15 protein-coding genes, 1 tRNA gene and 1 pseudogene are annotated in these 19075 nt (G+C 53.1%); 7 read left to right on the top strand and 10 right to left on the bottom strand.

All coding sequences use genetic code 11. The annotated features are described in order from the left end of the window. Nucleotides 1–213: 213 nt before the first annotated feature. Together COMA2_RS13885 and COMA2_RS20255 are read right to left on the bottom strand one after the other, a co-directional pair. Nucleotides 214–1086 carry a DUF7014 domain-containing protein gene (locus tag COMA2_RS13885; RefSeq protein WP_090899312.1) on the bottom strand — a complete coding sequence of 291 codons (873 nt, stop codon included), beginning with the start codon at nt 1084–1086 and terminating at the stop codon, nt 214–216. A 784-nt stretch (nt 1087–1870) separates the two neighbouring features. Further along, nucleotides 1871–2041 (bottom strand): hypothetical protein, encoded by a 171-nt coding sequence (locus tag COMA2_RS20255; RefSeq protein WP_175304614.1) that lies wholly within the window; start codon nt 2039–2041, stop codon nt 1871–1873. Between the two features lie 1057 nt (nt 2042–3098). Here COMA2_RS20255 and COMA2_RS13870 point away from each other — a divergent pair. The 6 genes from COMA2_RS13870 (at nt 3099) to COMA2_RS13825 (ending at nt 10388) form a co-directional block, all read left to right on the top strand. Beyond that, nucleotides 3099–3707 (top strand): recombinase family protein, encoded by a 609-nt coding sequence (locus tag COMA2_RS13870; RefSeq protein ID WP_090899303.1) that lies wholly within the window; start codon nt 3099–3101, stop codon nt 3705–3707. Nucleotides 3708–5086: 1379 nt separating this feature from the next. After that, entirely contained in the window at nt 5087–5455 is a 369-nt protein-coding gene (locus COMA2_RS13855) for a hypothetical protein (RefSeq protein ID WP_090899294.1), read from the top strand. 397 nt (nt 5456–5852) lie between these two features. Continuing rightward, entirely contained in the window at nt 5853–6236 is a 384-nt protein-coding gene (locus COMA2_RS13845) for a hypothetical protein (protein WP_090899289.1), read from the top strand. Then, complete coding sequence (locus COMA2_RS13840) at nt 6229–6774, top strand: hypothetical protein (protein WP_090899286.1); 546 nt, start codon at nt 6229–6231, stop codon at nt 6772–6774. Before COMA2_RS13845 ends, COMA2_RS13840 begins: the two co-directional genes overlap by 8 nt. A gap of 1048 nt (nt 6775–7822) precedes the next feature. After that, a complete protein-coding gene (locus COMA2_RS13830; RefSeq protein ID WP_090899280.1) occupies nt 7823–9745 on the top strand; it encodes a hypothetical protein in 1923 nt (640 codons plus the stop codon). Between the two features lie 307 nt (nt 9746–10052). Beyond that, a complete protein-coding gene (locus COMA2_RS13825) occupies nt 10053–10388 on the top strand; it encodes a hypothetical protein (protein WP_090899277.1) in 336 nt (111 codons plus the stop codon). 236 nt (nt 10389–10624) lie between these two features. Here the strand turns inward: COMA2_RS13825 and COMA2_RS13820 are convergent, their stop codons facing one another. The 5 genes and pseudogenes from COMA2_RS13820 to pyrF form a co-directional block, all read right to left on the bottom strand. Next, on the bottom strand, nt 10625–11476 hold the full coding sequence (locus COMA2_RS13820) for a hypothetical protein (RefSeq protein WP_090899274.1): 852 nt from the start codon (nt 11474–11476) through the stop codon (nt 10625–10627). Nucleotides 11477–11732: 256 nt separating this feature from the next. Next, on the bottom strand, nt 11733–13100 hold the full coding sequence (locus COMA2_RS13815) for a site-specific integrase (RefSeq protein WP_090899271.1): 1368 nt from the start codon (nt 13098–13100) through the stop codon (nt 11733–11735). 27 nt (nt 13101–13127) lie between these two features. Continuing rightward, nucleotides 13128–13448, bottom strand: a pseudogene (locus COMA2_RS21345) (DUF6538 domain-containing protein); the annotation flags it as partial. Continuing rightward, nucleotides 13404–13480: transfer RNA gene (locus COMA2_RS13810), tRNA-His, on the bottom strand. The gene COMA2_RS13810 and the pseudogene COMA2_RS21345, both read right to left, overlap by 45 nt. Nucleotides 13481–13663: 183 nt before the next feature. Further along, nucleotides 13664–14377 carry an orotidine-5'-phosphate decarboxylase gene (pyrF, locus tag COMA2_RS13805; RefSeq protein WP_090899267.1) on the bottom strand — a complete coding sequence of 238 codons (714 nt, stop codon included), beginning with the start codon at nt 14375–14377 and terminating at the stop codon, nt 13664–13666. An 85-nt stretch (nt 14378–14462) separates the two neighbouring features. Here pyrF and rpsT point away from each other — a divergent pair, with 85 nt between their 5' ends. Then, nucleotides 14463–14735, top strand: coding sequence for a 30S ribosomal protein S20 (gene rpsT / locus COMA2_RS13800; protein WP_090899264.1), 273 nt, complete (start codon nt 14463–14465; stop codon nt 14733–14735). On the opposite strand, the gene holA is transcribed toward rpsT, so the two are convergent. The 3 genes from holA to leuS form a co-directional block, all read right to left on the bottom strand. Further along, nucleotides 14713–15819 carry a DNA polymerase III subunit delta gene (holA, locus tag COMA2_RS13795; protein WP_090899261.1) on the bottom strand — a complete coding sequence of 369 codons (1107 nt, stop codon included), beginning with the start codon at nt 15817–15819 and terminating at the stop codon, nt 14713–14715. The genes rpsT and holA overlap by 23 nt on opposite strands. 18 nt (nt 15820–15837) lie before the next feature. Beyond that, nucleotides 15838–16464 (bottom strand): LPS assembly lipoprotein LptE, encoded by a 627-nt coding sequence (lptE, locus tag COMA2_RS13790; protein ID WP_217490755.1) that lies wholly within the window; start codon nt 16462–16464, stop codon nt 15838–15840. An 88-nt stretch (nt 16465–16552) separates the two neighbouring features. Then, the gene (leuS, locus tag COMA2_RS13785) at nt 16553–18988 is read right to left on the bottom strand and encodes a leucine--tRNA ligase (RefSeq protein ID WP_217490754.1); all 2436 of its coding nucleotides are present in this window, start codon (nt 18986–18988) and stop codon (nt 16553–16555) included. Nucleotides 18989–19075 lie beyond the last annotated feature (87 nt).

Below are 19075 nucleotides of genomic sequence, written 5' to 3'. Positions count from 1 at the left end.
TGGGCCAGTTCAGCTGATAGCCCAAGAGGTGATGACGAGAGGGCATGGGGTGGATGACGGGTTTCCACAAACACCCCAGAACTACAGCTTTTCAATCAAGAACTTGCGAGAGAGAGTAGCCAAAACGTAGCCATGGAGTGTAGCCAAGTGTAGCAGGGTGAATCAACCGGTTCACGTCAGCGGACAATCTCACAGAGGGCACCATTCGGCGGGTTATTGACTGGTTGCCTGATTAGACTTTCGCAAGTGTTGACTTAAAACGAACTGATTAAACGACCCAGCCAAATGTATTGCCAGAACAGCATAGGGCCGAGGCACGTCCACAACTGAATTGCCTTGTCCGTGTCCACCCAGTTCATTACGTAGGAGAGCAATCGATCTAAGTACCGTGGTAACCACCTGCTGTTTGTCCACGGGGATATCATCTAAGAATCCAGCTTCTCGGAATAGCGTAAGCAGATCACTGACATTTCCAGTTTTTGTATTTCCCACTGTCTTTAAAGCACTCTCGAAGCTCTTGAACGCCTTAACGATCACATCTTTTGTTTTCCCGTCCGTAAGATCCTCACGAGCCTCGCGGAACTCATTATGCGCACCCTCAAATCCACGCTCACATAAGAAGTCCTCGGCTTTCTGAACAATCTCTACCTGAAAAAATGCATCGTCGATTTTAAAGAACCGACCGTTAGAGAGCCACCACGGACAATCAAAGGCCACCGTTGCATCGTTCACTTCAATGTGGAACGCCAATGCCTCGTCTAGGGTTAACTCTTGAACAAACTGCTCGATAACATCTAAGGCGCACGATGGGTAACCGTGCAGAAAGTACCCCTTGATTCCAACTGCCTTCGCTGATGCGCGTGATGTTAATTCCGGCATGCCGAGCAGACGCGCCAGTCTTTGTTCTGTTTCGGCAATGTGACTTGTGTTTGTCTCCCAGTTATCAGATGGGTCTTTGTGACAGGAATACCACCTGTTGTACTTTTCAATTGTTTGCCACAGACGAGAACGGAGAGGATCTCTCATTGACACTTTGAAAACTTGAGTCTGAAGGCTTTTTAAGTGGCGAAGAGAAAAAGGTTCCATGTGGAGTCACCACAAATCATTATAGTTTCGGTATCCGTCAACCGGTGTGGAACGGGCGTTATTTTAAAAGACCGTGGTTGAGGGTACAAGCTCGAATACTTCTTTAAAATCATCTAAGGGTATTAACGTACTAGCGTCCGGCGGATACCCTTCACAGTCACATCGATAAAGTAACTGTCGCCGCGTTGGCGAATACCTACGGGCAAGGCTAGCGGTTCTATATGGCTCTCCATGGGGCTTCCTCCTCTGGTTCGCTCTTTCACTTAGGTACATTGTCAAACTAGTCACGGGTTTTAGCTTTGGCTAAATTGGCCCGTATTTGAGCATCAGATGTCATCAAGGGGCTTTTCTCCGTGATTAATCCTAGGGCTATGCCCAATAAGACTCGGGCATGTCTCAGCTTAGACCGACAAGCGCGATCAGCCGCTGCCTCCAATGCCGCATTGAGCTCCGCAGTCACTCGCACTCGCAGAATAACGATATCGTCTTTCTTTTGTCCTTGTTTCCTCATCACGGTGATCCTCCGGTTAGTAGTGAGTGTGTGATCGGTTCAAAGCTTCATCTGTTCTCATGAACTGGTCCCTTTAATTCCTGAGGTATTCTTCAGTCTCCCTTGCCGTTCTCTCGATATATTGCTCTCGTAGGTTCCGCACCTCGGTTAAGCCCGCTCTCTGTATGCTCCACCCACCCCGGCTACTGTACGAAACGTGAATGTCCCCAACGACTGGAAACACACCTGAAATGATAACCATTATTGAAATCCTCCATGAATGAATGGTGAAAGTTAGAAACAGTGCTCATCACAAACCCCGCCGGACGTGCAACATCGGGTACACAACCGGACTTTCCCATCGGAAGAACTCGTGGTGTATGTCGTGCAAGCCGCCAGCGCCTGATAGGGCTGAGTCAACGCGCTGACGAAGATAAGCGCGGCAACAAGAAAGATGCGGTTCATAAGGCCTCCTCGGTTGTGGTTGAACTGTGTTCACGGTTTCGATCTTGCTTCTGCTAAACGCTATGGAATACCCTAGATGTGTACGGTATACCTTAGAAGTACTATTGTGTCAAGCAGTGGTATACCTTAGAATTAGAGGCAGCAAAGTGAGTGCGGCAACGCTAGATTGGAAGATCTAGAAATGGCTAAACAACGAAAGCCCGATCCCCGAATAAGGCCGATTGCGTCAAAGATACCTCTCGCTCTCTACCACCAGTTGCAGGACTTCAAGGAAAAAGTGGCCAAGGGCGAAGTGACCGATTCATTAATCGTTATGAGAGCGCTTGAATTCTACCTAAGCGAAGCCACGCGATTCGGCGTAGACAACAAGAACAGGGTCACACTCCCACCCGCTACGAAAAGCTAGTTCTACAGGTGGGAATAAACCACTTATGGGAGTGCTATCTAGGTGCGGCCTTAAATGTTTACTGGAAAAAATCCGAGACGGTAAGTACGGTCTAGCCGCCAGCGTCTTCCCCCCGTGGTGCCCCCGTCATTAACCCAGCCAGCCACCGGACGTACTCCACGCGGGAACCACTAGTGTTCAACGAGCCGGTCCACTATGAGGGTGGGGAGTGGTGACTTGATGGGGCTGCGTATGGTGTCAGTGGGCGTCTAGGGCATCAGATGAAGGGCGCTTGAGAAGAGTTGACGCGCCTAACCGCCTGTTGCGGTCTTGCGGGTGGTCTGTACCACTCCACTAAACCAGGGGATGCCGCTTGTGTCTAGCAGCGGTAGTGACTTGTCCGAAGACCTAGCATAGGGCTTCTTGCGGCTCTTCCATTTATTGTTGGTTAGGGAAGTGGGTTTGAGCGGCTTCTTGCTAGGCATGCCTTAAAGTATACCAGGTGAATGCATCTTTCCTTGCTTGCCCTGAGAGCCTGTCCTATAAACCCCGCAAAATCCCCTTCACGAAACCCCTGCAAACTCCACTTGTCGCTACCCTTCTTTGGTGTGTTCTAAATACACTTGATTTTAGGACTGGCACATGTTACCTTCCTTACCACAAGGAGGACACATGAACCACACGAAGAAAAGGGCTGCACTATACGCACGAGTCAGTACGGACGGGCAGACGGTCGAGAACCAGTTACAGGACCTGGAAGCCGTGGCGCTTAGGGAAGGCTGGGAGATCGTCGAGCGGTTCGTTGATAAGGGTATCTCAGGCGCGAAAGGCCGGGAAGGACGGCCTGCCTTTGATCGACTGTGTAAGGGCGTTGTCCGTGGTGAGTTTGATCTTGTGGCTAGCTGGTCCGTGGATCGCTTGGGCCGAAGCCTGCAAGACCTTGTGGGCTTTCTCAATGAGCTTCAGGCGAAGAAGGTCAACCTCTTCTTACACAAGCAGGGGCTAGACACCGGGACACCAACCGGGAGGTTGCTGTTTCAGATGCTGGGGATGTTCTCAGAGTTTGAACGGTCAATGATAGTCGAACGAGTGAAGGCGGGTCTGAAGAGAGCGAAGGCACAGGGGAAGGTCCTGGGCAGGCCCCGCATAGCCCCCGCTGTTGAATCTCAGATTCTCGCCCTGAGGAAGGCCAAGCGTTTAGGTATGCGGGCAATCGCCAGGGCGTTAGGTGTGGGGAATTGCACGGTTCAGCGAGTGCTCAAGGAAGCTGGTGGGTTTTAACATTACACCTTGTTCAATTCGTGAATTCGTCCCACATGTGGAGTGAAATTCCCTAGATATAAATAGTGACAGGATATCGGCATGGTGATATAAGAGGTGCATCGCATACTTACGCCATAGGAGGTTAACCATGCTGGTACGCACAAAATGTATTGAATTGGAAATCGCCAACTTCCTTTTTCTCCGAGCGCCCTTACTTGGGGCGGTATGCATTGCGGGTGGAAAACTGGTTCGTGCGAGATAGTCCGGCTCAACTTAGGGCGGCGAAGCAAGCGTTCAAGGAGCGGGTTGAAGGAGAACAAGCTGAATTGTCGAATCGGAGAGTAAATCCTAATGAGTAGATATATTGAAGTTCGTAGCGAGCACTTCAGGTCAATTCCTCTTGTGAAGTGGCCTCTCTATAAGCTGAAGGCCCGTTTACGGTGGCTGAAGAAACAGAAGACAGGGTTACTGCCTGGGGACAAGCTAGACGAGAACATGGAGAAAATCAGGCGGTTTACGAAGGAGATATTTCGACGGTACTCCGCTGAATACGTTGAACGGGAGCGTAAGAAACGCAACGCGGCCAGACGTAAGGCAAGGGCGAAAATGAAGCAGGCTGCACAGTGGAAAAAGGAGCGGGATTGGTTCGAAAGGAGGAAATCAGCCAATAAGTCGTTACGCAGTATGAGCACCTCTTGACCACGATATTTGATCTAAACTATTGTAATTAATGGCTTGTTAAATTGATCCCACCTATAGGATATTAAAAACCAAAAAAATAAAGAGAAACCGTAATACTTAGTAAATACCCTTACTATTAACCATCCCCTCGAATGTCCTGTTGTCTCTGTCTCATCCCCCGTTATCTATCTTTTCACGCTTCATCTACCCTGAAAGGACCGCCTATGTTCAACCCCGCAGCACACCCCCGCCTTCACCCTGAGACCTGTGGGCGGGCAAGTCGAGTCGTTACCCGTACTCAGATTGTCCGCCCCATCCGCCTCGATCCGGAATCAGATCACGCCCTCCTCACCATCAAGACCACGCTAGCCGGTCCGACAATTCAAGATGCCGTGAGCGCCTCAATGATTGCGAGACGCGCCCTTCGTCAGTACGCGTGGTATCTCAAGGCACACCCTGAGCAGGTCGAGGGGGAAAAGCTGATGATACGTCACTGTACCCAGATGCCCGGGAGAAGACGCCGAACGCACCGATCAAAGCACCCCACCAGTAACCCCAGCCTGAAAGGACACGCTTAAACCTCTATGACCGCCGCACTGCCTTTATAGGCCGACATTCCCCCCGGAACGGCCTACCCCCAGCTCTCTCTGTAGCACTGTCCCACACCCTCAAGAAATTCAATCCCTTCTAGACCACCTTAACGGAGTTCCCCAGTCATGACTGATAGTGCCCTGCTCAGCCGCCTTGCCAGCCGTGGTTCATGGCGATTGAGGACTAAGACCGCCAAGAAGAAACGGACCGGTTCCAAAACCAAAGAAGATGGTGCCGCCCACAAGGCCCATGCCTCACCGGAAACCCATACCAGACTCATCGGCGAAGCAGAGGCGCACCCCGCCTTTGAAGGCATGGAAGCATCTGAGGCTTCCGCCTTTGTAAGCGGCAAACTTGTCTCCTTCATTATTCCCTATCCCTGGTGGTTCGGCGGAGACCGCACCAAAAAACCCGCGAGTGAAGCTCAGCGTGAAGCCTTGGCAAAAGCCAGGCAAAGGAAGCGCGACATTCAAGCGGAGGCAGAATCGCCGTAATGTCCAATGTGAACGAGACATCCCGTACCACGGAGCCGACCGAGACAACGAGTAGCGCCCTTACACCCTCCCAGGTGTACCAACGGAAATGGCAAGCGGAGCACAAGCGTTGGACACTAGCGATGAACGCGCAGGGTACCCCTGTCAATGGCCGAGCTGTGCCCCGCAAGAGCCGGAGCAAGCTGAGCTACACGATCAAAACGCGATACACCCAAAAAGGAATGAGAGAACACTATGACGATTGAACCACACCGAGAAACCCCACAGATCCCAAAGCCCCTCCATGACGGAATCTCGTTTAACGTGCCGTGTCCGTGCCCGGCCATTCTGCCGTGGTATTGGATACCCATTCCGAAAGGGCCGACTAATCGTCCGCCAAAGATAAGGAGGGTTTACCATGCCTAAGGGAGGTACTCTCAGCCGCAAAGTGTTGGAGGCGACAGAGGCCGAGTTGGCCGTTGAAATGGCTGAGTTCAGGGAGTCGCAACGGCTCTATGATGAGCAGCAAACAGCCAATGGAAACGCGCCGAAGATTTTTGAGCTTCCTTCAATCTACGCAAACGCGGACGACGATTGGCCATACAGCTGCCCTGGAAAACCCGACGAAGAGCCGTACTCTTTGATTCTCTTATGGCGTAAGCCTAAACATTCAGCTTGGGCTTCTTCTGTGTTGAAGCTCATGGTGAATCAGCGGGTATTCCACGAGATTGAGATTGGATTTTTAGTGAGCAAAGCCCAGCACAAACAACCAACACACAAACAAGGAGCCAGTAATGACTAATCGAGTTCAGCTAGAGCCGTCCGCCGCGAACAGCAAAGCCACCCCCGAAGAATTGGCTGAAGTTCCATCAATTGATTCACGCCAAGACTATTTAGAGGCGCTGCACGACCCCGACTATGCCACCAGCCCAAAGTACCGCGAGCTGCTTTCTTTCGCAGTGGCGAAGAGCGACCATCGTGTGATTTTCGGCGATGGGCTTCCTTCGACGCCACAACCTGAAAGTGAACAGGCGTCTGCGGCAATGATCGAAGCCAGGGCGGATACCATGGCACAGATGTTCCGTGATCCGCGTTATCAAACAAGTGCCGCCTATAGGTGGGAAGTGCAGCAGCGTGTGGCGGAATTGACAAAGAATGACCACAACAGAGTGGCAGAGAACGCTCTGAATGCAGGGGGCGGAACTACGAGTGTTTCCCTGCCTACATCACCGCACCAGGCCGCAGACATCCGAACGACTGCCTTTGCACGGGTGCTCTTGCCTCCGACTAAAACCGTTGGCGATGCGCTTTCCGTAAAGAAGAAGAACAGCGAGCAGTAACCCGCACCCACCCCACCGTTTAGCCCGCGTCACATCCACACAATGACGCTCTCGCCCGTGGCCGCGTCCGCTTCAGTAGCTGAGTGCGAACGAACGGAAGCGATAACTATGGACAACGAGAACAAGCAGAAAAGCGAGAGAGGCCCCAGCCAGTGCACCCGCCGGGAAAGCCTTGACGGAACCATCAAGGCGACTCGGCACAAGTAGCGGCTGGGTGTTTCTCTCGCTTTGTGCTTGTGGGAATACGTGTGCAATAGGGTGTGCTATGTGAGAAGGGAGTAATACCAATGACCGAAGAGCATTCACTTTACTGGGAAGCATCAAAAGATTTTACGACAGACCGAGCACGGTGCATCTGCGGATGGCTTTGTTGGTCAAAGAATCGGGAAGAGATGGTAGCCGCCTTTGATGCACATAAGATTTTCACTACGCATGACAGATTGAGACGACGGGCCGAGCTAATCGAGCGAGAGGCGACACTCCATGAAATTATGTGGAATGAAACGAGAGATGCCGCACGTTGCAAGAAAGAGGGCTGTAAGTGGGCTATGGTTCACATATCTATTGCGAAAATTCTGAATGCCTTTGAATCGCATAGAGTCAGTGAGGCTGAAAAGAAATACTGGTAAAGAATGAATATCCACAAGTTAAAACGCAAAAGGAGCCAGTATCACGAATGAAGGTACTCAGTGAGGCCGAGCAAATGGCCGCGAGTTATCCAGACGACCGGGAGCACAGCCTCCTATGGCTCACAGCTATTCCATGAGGGTTTCGCGCCGACGGATCGCGAGAGATGCGCCGGGGTGTTGCGCGGTGCACCTTCAAGGGCTGTGAGTGGATGGTCTCCGGGGATAGGAATGAAGTCCGCACAAGTTTCAATGAACATGTGAAGTAAGTCCGCTTTCTATCCCTCTCCTCCTTCTAAAGCATTAGCAAATTACTTAGGGCAGTTGCCTAGGCCACGGGTGCCCCTCCTCGCAAGAATGGGGACAGGGCTTCAACCTGCTTTCAACACCCGTGACCACCTTCTCTGAAAGGAAGTGAAACCATGAAGTTCACGAACGATACAGCCACGCTTCTTACTGATACCGCCTTCACGATTGCGATTCAGCTTCTTGAGGAAAATGGTAATCAGCCACACGAGAACCAGCGGAAAGCCCTGTTCGCTATTCTAGATGCCATGACCTGTATGGCTCAGGGGAATCTCAGGGGACGATGGGCGTTTGGGCTTCAGACAGGGTTAGGCAAGACCACCTGTGCCATGGCGTGGGTTACGGCTCTAGCACGACTCGGTTTGTCGGGCGAGGTTTCCGTCGTGATTGCCGCCCAAGATGTCGAGTCGTTATGCGAGACGTTCGACGCCTTGGAGAAACTGGGCGTGAATAAAGATCATGTAGGCTTGCTTCATCGCAAGACCGCTGCTCGGTACCCCGCCACACTCAACGCGATTGATAGACCAATCCTGCTCTTGTGCCATGCCCGGGTGAAGGAGAAGTTTCTAGATCAGTTCAAATACGGTGGGGAGATGCGAGACCTATTGATTTACGATGAGAGCCTGATTACCACCACATCCAGCACCTGTGCGGCTTCGACCTTGTTTGCTATCGCTGGCGCTGTAGTGAACCTCTGCAAACGAGACGAAGACTACAACGACAAGTTCGGGGAGCTGAGCGTATGGCTTTCAGAAGTTGAGGAAGCAGTCGCCAACGAGCTGAAGCGGCTGAAGGATATCTCCTCCACGCAAAGCGTCTTGCTCCTACCCCAGCGACCGCAGGAGACCTTAGACCATTTCACAGAGTTAGCTGAAAAAGATCGGAGCCTACGCAACAATGAGACCGTTCTGAATCTCATCAAGCTCTGCCCAAGTCCAGTGAAGGTGTCCAACTTCGCTGACAAAGGTGTGTTGGGGTTTCAGGTGACGGTCCCCTCAGCTCTGACAAACATTATCATCCTCGACGCGAGCAACCCGATTAGAGACCTTATACGGTATGACAGAAGTGTCTTCGATGCTGAGGAACATCTGCCCAAGGTGAAAGCTATAGGTGCCCCTCTTGCCAGTCTGAAACGCTATGACGGAACCGCCATTTATCAAATGAAAGCTGGTGGGGGAAAATACTCAGTGCTGAAATCCTTCAAGCAGATCCATTCTCACCAACGACGAATCTGCAAGGAAGTGATCGAAGTCCTCACCAGAATTCCGAAGGATGAATCTACCTTGATCATCGCCTTCAAGCCGGTCTATGAACAGACGGGACCGGTTAGCTTTGTAAAGATTCTTGAAGCGGACATCAATGCTTCGGGAGTGGTCATGATGAAGAATCAAGACTCCCTGGAGCTGGCTGACGGAACAGACAGGCCGAGGGTATCTATCACCACGTGGGGACTACACAAAGGGACAAACAAATACAAGCATTGTAAGAACTTGATCCTTGTTGGAATCATTCACCGAGACATGCTTGACCTGTTCGGAGTGTCGCTGGACAAGGGTGACATTAGCAAAGAACAGACGTGGCAACGATTGAAAGATCTCCAACTCTCCGAGGTGGCCCACGATTGCTTTCAAGCGATTGGCCGCATTCGATGCCGCACGGTGATCAACGGGGTTGCCCTTCCGGTCAATGTGTGGCTGATTCATGCGAGTAATAACTTGCGGGAGAAACTTGATCCGGTCTTACAAGGGGCTGTGTGGAAGAAGTGGGACACCAAGTATGACGAGATCCCCGAAGGCAAAGAACCGGGGAAGATCAAACGTGCAGCCCAGGCTATCAGTAGACATCTTGATATGCTGTCTGCCAGGGGGATGACAAGGGTTTCCAGCAAGGCAATCCGTAGGGCCGTTGGAGAGTGTGAAAAGCTGAAGCCCGACACATTCACGGCCACGGTTGCCAAGGCCCTTGAAGTCAACCGGAGATGGCTGAGAGAAGGACAAGGCCTCGTGTTTGTGGAAGAGGTCTTTCCAGCCACCCCGTAAGGACTTCGTATAGAGATGTCTTCTATACGGACTTTATACGGGGTAGAAATGTCATGTCCCCATGGCCCCGCCTCTCTCTTAGGGTAAGACCAACCACGTGCCCTCTAATGAAATCATACAGTTACAGTTTAGTAGGCCGGGTGTTTGTGGAAGCAACCCGCAAAGCACACCTATCGGGGAACCAGCGAACAACCAGCGGGTGAACCTGTGCGGTGAACCTTCGGTTTGCCTAAGGGCCACTCGCTGGGTAAGCACTCACCAAATCAAACCATACAACCAACAGATAAGGAAAGGAAGATTAACGAACATGAGCAATGCAGGCCGAATCATAGAGCTGAAACAAGAACTTGCTGTAGCCGAGGCTGATGCAAGACCTGTTATTGTCGAAGTGACACACGCAAGCAGAGAGAAAATCGTCTACAAAAACAAAACCACCGGTACCGTAAGAATTGATCTGAAAGACGGCAAAGAGACTCAAAAGTGTCTTGAGCCGGTTGCCCCCGTTGCAGAGGGGGTTATCGTGAAAGCCTTTGATCCTGAATTAGGTGAGGTCATGTCCGAAAATGCAAAGGAAAGGGTGATCAAGTTGGCTTCAGGCACTATGAGAACCGATAATAAAGCTGGGGATGTTTCCGGCCCGTGAAACGGCCTTTATACGATCGGCCATCATAGGCCCTCTTTGGGGCCTAGAAAACGCACTACATCGTGTACTACACTGTGTTACACGGTATCATATTGTATTTAAATGTATTGAAATGCATTCAAAGTAGCGTATTAGATTTCTCCTGATATGCTTACTTAGTGCCTATCGGTAGAGAAAGGAGGCTTCCATGGGAACGTACATCATTAAAGAAGCCTACGAAAAAATCCAACAGATCACTAAGCAACGGGAGAAGGAGGCGTTGGAGAAGGATCGTCGATCACTCGACCGTGCGTGTGCTCCACGCCCTGAGCCTCCTCCTTCAAGAAGGTAGCAGAGTCAGGGTTAAATTTGGATTCTGGAATGCGCGTAATGTTGAGACTTTGTACGAGGTCATATTTTAGAACCAGAACATCCCCAGGCACCGACTCCCAATAAAACGACCTATCGTCTTCCTTAAATTTTCCTCTGTACGCAAAACCTAATTGGATCTGCTCTAGATCTCCGTTACTATTTGTCTCGAAGGCAAAAATTACTCCCCTGTAAAGTCTCGTCTTCTCTTTCGTTAAAGAACAAATCACATCCAGAACTACATATTGATATTCATCATCTTTTTCCCAGTCTCTTCCAGTAAAAGTATAGAGCCAACGATTGGGAAACCGAAAGAGACTTGGGTACCGAACATCAAGTTTATAGCGCCAGACCAATACACGGAGTACCATCCCACAGAGCATGCCAAGGAGAGCAGTCAATGCGAAATAGATACTTATGGAAGGGAGGTAGCGATTAAGGCTCTCTGCTGCTTTAATTACACCGTCTGAATCGGACGATGCCATTCCGCTGAGGAAACGAAGAAGGATTTCATAGTCAACGTATATGGGGATACATCCTGAAAGATACAACGCATCTATCGCCAATACGGTAAGAAAATGAAATGGAAGGGAATAGAGGATGGATTGATATACTTCCTCCGTAAGACTCCTCCGTAGAACCTCTCTTGTAAACTCTTCAACATAATAGAACTTTCTCACCATATAACCTGGGATGGCGAGAAGAAGCACGACCAGAGTGGTGAAGGCAATGTTTCCCATTGGACCTAAGGCTTACACCTTTCAGATATACATCTAAATGCATGTATAGCGAAGGAAGGGAAAGAGGTCAACTTTTCTAGCGTGGAATCGGAAACAAACTGTCAATATAGTCCACAGAGTCAAGTCAGACTTGGGCGGGGCCGGGCTATTGTAGTAGCAAAATTGGGGAAGTCAAGAAAACCATCATTAATTACGCTTCAAAAGCCAAGCATCCTCTCAGTCGCGCGAAGTAGTTTACTTCTCCTTCATCAGCCTGTCAGCTTAGCAAGTTGACCACCTCCGAGTAGTCCAACCGTTCCAGACCATCCTGAAGGGTCTGCATTGGGATCAGTTCCTTATGTACGTATTGCTCATGCACGTTCCCCGCCGAATGTCCAACCAGGATCTCCACGATATTGACCGGCACACCGGCGCTATGCAACTTTGTAATTCCCCCATGCCTCAGCGAGTGAATAACCAAGCGAGGATCGGTTAGGCCTAGGCCCGTCACCATCCGGCCAAACCATTTCCCTACCGGATCGGCATATCCGTTGTTTCCTTTTCTAGCGAGCTGGGGGAACAGCCGCGCATGTTCCGCCTTTCTCATTGAGGAAACGTACTGCATGAAGCCGAGCTTGATGAGACTTGTATGAAGAGGGACTTTCCGCCTACTCCCATCGTTCTTGAGCGTTTGGTCTTTCTCTTCATCGATAATGTGCAAGTATGGAATGCCCTCCGCTTCACCAAAATTCTTAATGTACAGCTGTCCGGCTTCTTCTCGCCGACAGACTTGAAAGAGTAGAAGCAACACCAGCCAATACCGCTCAGGCCGTTCTCTGCGCTGCCTCTTGAATTTTGTTGAGCCAAAGACCATCAGCAGTTCTGAATCGGTGAAAGGGCGACGATCTAGGGAATGTTTCTTCGCCTGTCTTTTACTTGGGGCTAGGCCCTTCAATGGGCTACTACTGCCCTCGGGAAGGTATCCGTGAACTTCCGCCCACCTAAACAAAGTGTCCATATTGGAGATATGCTTGATACAGGTTGTCAGGTGGATCTTCCGAACTAGCTGTAGGCTTTCCTTGTAGGCAACCCCATCGGCCTTCGTGATGGTAGCAACCGGTTTGTCTCCTCCAATGGTCTCAATGAAGCGAAGAAATTCTGCTTTCAGGGGTTGGGCTGTTCTCGCTGGACGTGGATTGGTAGCAAGGTATTTCTCTAAGACAATCGAGAATAATGGGCTTTGTTTCTGGCCCAGTGAAGTCTTTTCCTTTCCCGAAGAAATGGATGCAGGTCGAGTCAAATGATTGTCTCGATACTCACCCTCTAGCCGGTCCGCTTCTACACGAAGTACTTCAATCTTTGCCCGAAGCAACCGCCTACACATCCCCCGAAACTCCGCCGAGTCTTTCCCCAGCGTCAAACCGGCGAGTTTCAGGAGATCATCAGCCTCGGTTGCGATTGAGCGAAGATCATTCGACACTAAATCCTCTTGAAGAGATTCAAACTTATTCGACAGGGCGATGTAGGTTGCTTCTCGTTCGTCCTCATCGTATGCAGCTGTTTGCATAGCACGAGCGTCTTCATACTCTTCAAGCTCTGCTTCGATCCAATTTGATATCAATGCTTCGGTTTGTTCTTTTGTCATGCGATCCCCCCGTTGTCTCAGGGTGAAAAATAGACGCCTTCCAAAAGCCTGCCACTGAAGAGAGCGACACGCGGCTATGTCCTTGTCGCTGGTCCTGAGCGATTTCCAAACTTCTCGACGGCCATTAAAATAAATCCTTAGCCGTTTAGGGATAACCAGGCGAGTATAGATCGAAGTACGATTTTCCGAAGATGAAATGTAGCCAAACCACGCTCCCAGAGTGTAGCCAAAGTGTAGCCATGCTACTTTCTCGGAAGCGTGAAAAGCTGAGTTGCCTCTCTGTGAGAGGCTTTTGTGAGTTATTGGGGTGGATGACGGGTTTCGAACCCGCGACCTCCGGATCCACAATCCGGCGCTCTAACCAACTGAGCTACACCCACCATGAGGGTTTCGAGGAACGGCCATAATAACAAAGGGTCGATCGCCATCGCAACCGAGGACCGCCGATGGATGAATCATTGGTCATTGGCCAATAGGAGGAAAGGCCGCCGAACGCTGCTCTTTTCCACTCATGACGAGTAGCTCATGATCAAATGACCATTGACCAGTGACCATTGACCATCTTACCCGCGCGCATCAAAGGCCGCCTGCATCTCCACGATGAGGGCAGCCACCGTTACGGCCGGGTCTTCCGCATCGCGAATAGGCCGGCCGATCACGAGATAATCCGCGCCGGAGGCGATCGTCTGCGTGGGCGTCGTCGCCCGTGCATGGTCGTCGACACCCTTGCCGGCTGGTCGGACTCCCGGCGTGACAATCACAACGTGTGGCCCGACTTTCTGTCGGATGGCCGCTGCTTCTTCACCGGACGCCACCACGCCGTCGCAGCCGACTTCGGAGGCGAGCGCGGCCCGGGCTGTGACCAGGTCTTGGACCGTCCGCTGTATTCCCATTTCCCGAAGATCCTGACCGTCGAAGTTCGTGAGCACGGTCACAGCCAGCAGCTTCAACGCCGAACCCTCCCGCCCTTGCACGGCCGCCGTGAGCGCCTTGCGGTTCGCGTGGATGGTTAAAAACTCCACTCCCATCTCCGCCACCCGACTCGTCGCGCGGCGGACCGTCTCTTCGATATCGAGAAATTTGAGGTCGAGAAACACCCGCATGCCCCGCTCCACAATCCGCTTCACCATCTCGGGACCTGCCGCGGTATACAATTCAAGGCCGACCTTCACGAACGAAATATGTCCGTGGAGCCGGTCCAAGAGCCGGTCTGCTTCCGCCGCTGAGGGCACATCTAACGCAAAGATGAGTCGATCCCGTGCCACAATCTTCACCATGCTCATACTCCTTCTTGAGGGCCGATCCTTGACGGCCGGCGAGATACTATGATACTAGTCACTTTCTTTTTTATAGGAGTGATCGATGCCGCAGATTCATAAATCGACGATTCGAAGCGCGCGCCAAGCCGAGCGACGGCATGAGCGGAACCGGGCCACGATGAATGCGGTGAAGACGCTCATCAAGAAGGTTCAATCCGCCGTAGCCGGCAAAAAGGCTGATGAGGCCAAAACCACCTTGCTGGAAGCCACCTCGGCGATCGGGAAAGCCGTTTCGAAAGGCGCCCTTCATCCCAATACTGCATCCCGTCGAATTTCTCGTCTGGCGCTGCACGTCAACGGGCTGTCCGGCTCTTAATCGTCCGGACGTTCGACACGACCCGTCCAGGAACCCGCTTGGGTGGCACCGAAGGACGATTCGGTGGTTCACCCTGTGGGTTTGCCGTATCCTCGCACAGTTTCAACAGCAGACGTTCCAGCACCAGTCGTGGTCGACTGCCGCTGCCCCCTTTCAACCTCCCATCGGTGTCCAGAAAGAGGCCTAGCGCTGATTGGAGATGCCTCTCGGAAAACCGATTGAGGAAGGGGCGGACCTTCCACGGGTCCATGCGCAAGCCTCTCGCCGCTTCGCCTTCACGACCGCCATTGGCCAGCGACTCTTTGACCTTCCAGAGACGGCGATACTGCCACGCAAGAGAGCCAAGGATCCGAAGCGGGGCCTCTCCTGCTTCAATATTCCGCGCAAGAATAGAAAGCGCCTGTCCACGGCGACCTTCCGCGATGGCCAGCGTCAAGTCGAACACAGAGGCTCCCGGCTCCATGCCACGCAGCAGATGCACATCGGCAGCGGTAACCGCCCGATCAGCCGGCACATAGGAAGCCAATTTCTCCAATTCTCTCCGCAAGCCGTAGAGTGATGCGCCGCAAGCCTCCTGCAGCACGTAGGCCGCCGCGTCTTCCAATCGAAGCCCGACCCGTTCTGCTTCGCGGGCGATCCAAGACGGCAGCTGCGCCTCGCGGAGAGGTGAGCAATCGACCATGACCGCCGCGCGCGCCAGGGCTTGTGAAAATTTCAACCGACCATCCAGCTTCGGGCTCACAAACACGAGCGTCGTGGAGTCCACCGGCTTGTTGACACAATCGAGCAGCGGCTCGCTTTCTCGAGCGATCAGTTTCTCCGCCGCCTTCACCACGACGACGCGACGATCCGCGAAGACCGGCACGGCCGCCACACTGTTCCGAATATCGGTTCCGCTCGCGTCATCTCCATAAAACAGTTCGTAATTGAATTCATTTCTTTCGCTGCCAAGCACCGCGCGCGTGATGGCAGCGAGCGCGGAATCCCGCAGAAGGTCTTCTTCCCCCACGACGAGATACAGAGACCCGGGCGCCTGCTGTTTCAGCGCCGCTTCCAGCTGCACAGGGCTCATCGCGGATGCCATTGGTCCAGACCTTCGCTGTTAATGTGACACGGAAGCCGGCGCAGACGACTGCTTCGTGAGCGCCCCGGTCTCGAGCTGCAACAAGAACCGCGCCGCCAGATCAGCCGCCACAAAACGGCCCGCCTGTTCAATCGCGCGATTCTGCAGCGAGCGATTGAACTGGAGATCCGGCGTCACGAAGAACTCCGACGCTCCTTTGACGACTTGGCTCCAGACCACTTTTCTTGACCGGACGTCTTCAACCCGGGCCATGACAACCACCTCGGTTCTGCTTTCCAACGTTGCCGTCGACGAAAAACTGAGCGTCGGCACGATCACCGAAAGGATTTGCCCGGTCAATACAAGATCCGCCGCTTCGGAATCAGGCACGACCTGCGCCCCACTGCCGGCGGAAAACTCCTCGCGGAGGTAGTTCGTGTATCGCGCTTCCACATTCGGCTCAAAACTGTTATTGAGCAATGGCCGGATGATGAGGCGCGGCGGCGGCTCTTGGGAGGCTGTCACGGAGGGTCCTCCGATGGTCGGGCCGGCCCCTTCCACACGAAACTGGTAGCCACAGGCAGCCACCGTCGAGGCGATAAGCGCTGAGACGAGAGCGCTGAGAATGGAAAAAGTCGGCCCTCTTCTCTCCGGATTCCTGCTCACTGTGAACTCAGCACCCAGCACTCGACACCTCTAGCAGGCTGCGGAAAACTCAGTTGCCAAAAATATGGCCGGGAGTTTCCGCCCGGCGCTAGATGACAAAGTTGAGCAACTTTTTTTCGACATAGATCACCTTTTTCGATTCTTTACCTTGAAGCCATTCCGCCGCCTCCGCGCGAGCCAATTGTTCGATCTCATCACGCGGCGTGCCTACGGGGACATCGATCTTCGCCCGAAGCCGACCATTGACCTGAACCGGAATGGTCATGCGCTCGCTCATCGTCATCGCCGGATCGAAGACCGGCCAAGGCTGTTGCGACACGCTGGGAGGGTGTCCCAACAGATCCCAGAGTTCCTCGGCGACATGCGGCGCGAACGGCGAGAGCAGCAAGACGAACGGCTCGACCACCGATCGAGGCCGTTGCTGCGCCTTCGTCATCTCATTCGTGAAAATCATCATTTGCGAGATCGCCGTATTGAAACGGAGGGCCTCGATGTCTTCGCCGACCTTCTTGATGGTTTGGTGAAGCAACCGTTGGTGATCGAGGCTCGGCGCGGTTGAGACAACGGCGTTTGAGAGCCGGCCTTGCTCATCGACCATCAGCCGCCAGACCCGTTCCAAAAAACGGGTCAGGCCTTCCACGCCCCTGGTATTCCAAGGCTTCGTGGCTTCGAGCGGCCCCATGAACATCTCATAGAGCCGTACCGCATCCGCGCCGAACTGATCGATCATCTCATCCGGATTGACCACGTTGCCGCGCGATTTCGACATCTTTTGATTGTCTTCTCCCAAAACGATGCCCTGATGCACCAACTTCAGAAACGGCTCGGACGTGCTCACCACCCCGATATCGAACAAGACCTTATGCCAGAAGCGTGAGTACAAGAGATGCAACACGGCATGTTCGCTGCCGCCGATGTAGAGATCCACCGGCATCCAGTAGCGCTCTTTCGCCGGCTCGACGAGCTGCGTCGTGTTCCGGGGATCGATGAATCGCAGGTAGTACCAGCAAGACCCGGCCCACTGCGGCATGGTGTTGGTTTCGCGGCGAGCCGACTTGCCGGTGGCGGGATCGGTGGTGACGAGCCACTGGTCCAAGTTCGCCAATGGACTCTCGCCTGTGCCGGACGGCTTAAAGTTACTGGACTCCGGCAACACGAGGGGAAGCTGTTCTTCCGGAAGCGGACGCGCTTCTCCGTCGACCCACACGATTGGAAACGGCTCCCCCCAATAGCGTTGGCGGGCAAAGAGCCAGTCCCGCAGTTTGTAGTTGACGGCTCGCGCGCCCTTTCCCTGTTTCGCCAGCCAATCGGTGATCTTGGGAATGGCCTCGGACGGCCTCAGCCCGTTGATCGACAAGCCGCCATCGGCGGTCGCCGAATTCATGACCGTCCCTCGATCCGTGTCGGTAAAAGCCGCTTGCCGGACATTTCCGCCGGAAATGACCTCACGAATCGGCAATGCGTATTGTTGCGCAAACGCCCAGTCTCGCTCGTCATGCGCCGGCACGGCCATAATGGCCCCTGTTCCATAACTCATCAGGACGTAATCGGCGATCCATACCGGCAACCGCTCCTGGTTTACCGGATTGATCGCGTAGCCGCCAGTGAAGACACCGGTCTTTTCTTTTTCGAGCTCTTGCCGTTGCAGATCGCTTTTCTTGGCCGCGGTTTCACGATAGGCCTGGACGGTGGCTTTCTGCTCGCCGGTTGTGAGCACATCGACCAACGGGTGTTCAGGCGCCAGAACCATATAGGTCGCGCCGAACAGCGTGTCCGGCCTGGTCGTGAACACGCGGATCACGCCGTTCCGATCCGCCAGGGCGAAATCGACCTCCGCGCCGATCGAACGCCCGATCCAATTCTTTTGCATTTCCAGCGTACTGGAAGGCCATTCGACGAGCGCTAAGTCTTCAAGCAGTCGATCGGCGTAGGCCGTGATCTTGAGCACCCATTGGCGCATCGGCTTGCGAATCACATCGAAGCCGCCCACTTCGCTCTTGCCGTCGACGATTTCCTCATTGGCCAACACCGTGCCGAGCGCCGGACACCAGTTCACTGGGACTTCCGCCACGTAGGCCAATCCCCGTTCGAAGAGCTTCAGAAATATCCATTGGGTCCACCGATAGTATCGCGGATCGGTAGTACTGACCTCCCGTTCCCAGTCATAGGACAGCCCGACCCGCTTCATTTGGCGTTTGAACGTGGCAATGTTTTGAGCGGTGGTCAGGGCGGGATGAATCCCTGTTTTGACGGCGTACTGTTCCGCCGGCAACCCAAAAGCATCCCACCCCATCGGATGCAGAACGTTGAAGCCCTTCATCCGCTTATAGCGCGAGACAATATCGGTCGCGGTGTACCCTTCGAGATGGCCGACATGGAGCCCGGATCCGGATGGATAGGGAAACATGTCGAGACAGTAAAATTTCGGTCTCGATAGGTCAGCGGAGGCTTTGAATGGGCGGTGCTCTTCCCAATAAGCCTGCCACTTCGATTCAATGGCGTGATGGTCGTATCCTTTACTCATCGTCATTCCACATAAAAATAACGGAGGACTCTAACATAGCCCCAGGGGGGTCACAAGTTCCCAACTCAGTCAGCCAAAGACCTTGTT

Origin of the sequence: Candidatus Nitrospira nitrificans (assembly GCF_001458775.1) — a bacterium.
GTDB classification, from domain to species: Bacteria; Nitrospirota; Nitrospiria; order Nitrospirales; family Nitrospiraceae; genus Nitrospira_D; species Nitrospira_D nitrificans.
Note: the sequence above shows the minus strand (reverse complement) of the source record. Positions and strands in the feature narration are given on the sequence as shown.

Excerpts from the sequence above, each read along its gene's own strand:
- COMA2_RS13885 (WP_090899312.1), bottom strand. The coding sequence starts at position 1,086 with ATGGAACCTTTTTCTCTTCGCCACTTAAAAAGCCTTCAGACTCAAGTT.
- COMA2_RS20255 (WP_175304614.1), bottom strand. The coding sequence starts at position 2,041 with ATGAACCGCATCTTTCTTGTTGCCGCGCTTATCTTCGTCAGCGCGTTG.
- COMA2_RS13870 (WP_090899303.1), top strand. The coding sequence starts at position 3,099 with ATGAACCACACGAAGAAAAGGGCTGCACTATACGCACGAGTCAGTACG.
- COMA2_RS13855 (WP_090899294.1), top strand. The coding sequence starts at position 5,087 with ATGACTGATAGTGCCCTGCTCAGCCGCCTTGCCAGCCGTGGTTCATGG.
- COMA2_RS13845 (WP_090899289.1), top strand. The coding sequence starts at position 5,853 with ATGCCTAAGGGAGGTACTCTCAGCCGCAAAGTGTTGGAGGCGACAGAG.
- COMA2_RS13840 (WP_090899286.1), top strand. The coding sequence starts at position 6,229 with ATGACTAATCGAGTTCAGCTAGAGCCGTCCGCCGCGAACAGCAAAGCC.
- COMA2_RS13830 (WP_090899280.1), top strand. The coding sequence starts at position 7,823 with ATGAAGTTCACGAACGATACAGCCACGCTTCTTACTGATACCGCCTTC.
- COMA2_RS13825 (WP_090899277.1), top strand. The coding sequence starts at position 10,053 with ATGAGCAATGCAGGCCGAATCATAGAGCTGAAACAAGAACTTGCTGTA.
- COMA2_RS13820 (WP_090899274.1), bottom strand. The coding sequence starts at position 11,476 with ATGGGAAACATTGCCTTCACCACTCTGGTCGTGCTTCTTCTCGCCATC.
- COMA2_RS13815 (WP_090899271.1), bottom strand. The coding sequence starts at position 13,100 with ATGACAAAAGAACAAACCGAAGCATTGATATCAAATTGGATCGAAGCA.
- pyrF (WP_090899267.1), bottom strand. The coding sequence starts at position 14,377 with ATGGTGAAGATTGTGGCACGGGATCGACTCATCTTTGCGTTAGATGTG.
- rpsT (WP_090899264.1), top strand. The coding sequence starts at position 14,463 with ATGCCGCAGATTCATAAATCGACGATTCGAAGCGCGCGCCAAGCCGAG.
- holA (WP_090899261.1), bottom strand. The coding sequence starts at position 15,819 with ATGGCATCCGCGATGAGCCCTGTGCAGCTGGAAGCGGCGCTGAAACAG.
- leuS (WP_217490754.1), bottom strand. The coding sequence starts at position 18,988 with ATGAGTAAAGGATACGACCATCACGCCATTGAATCGAAGTGGCAGGCT.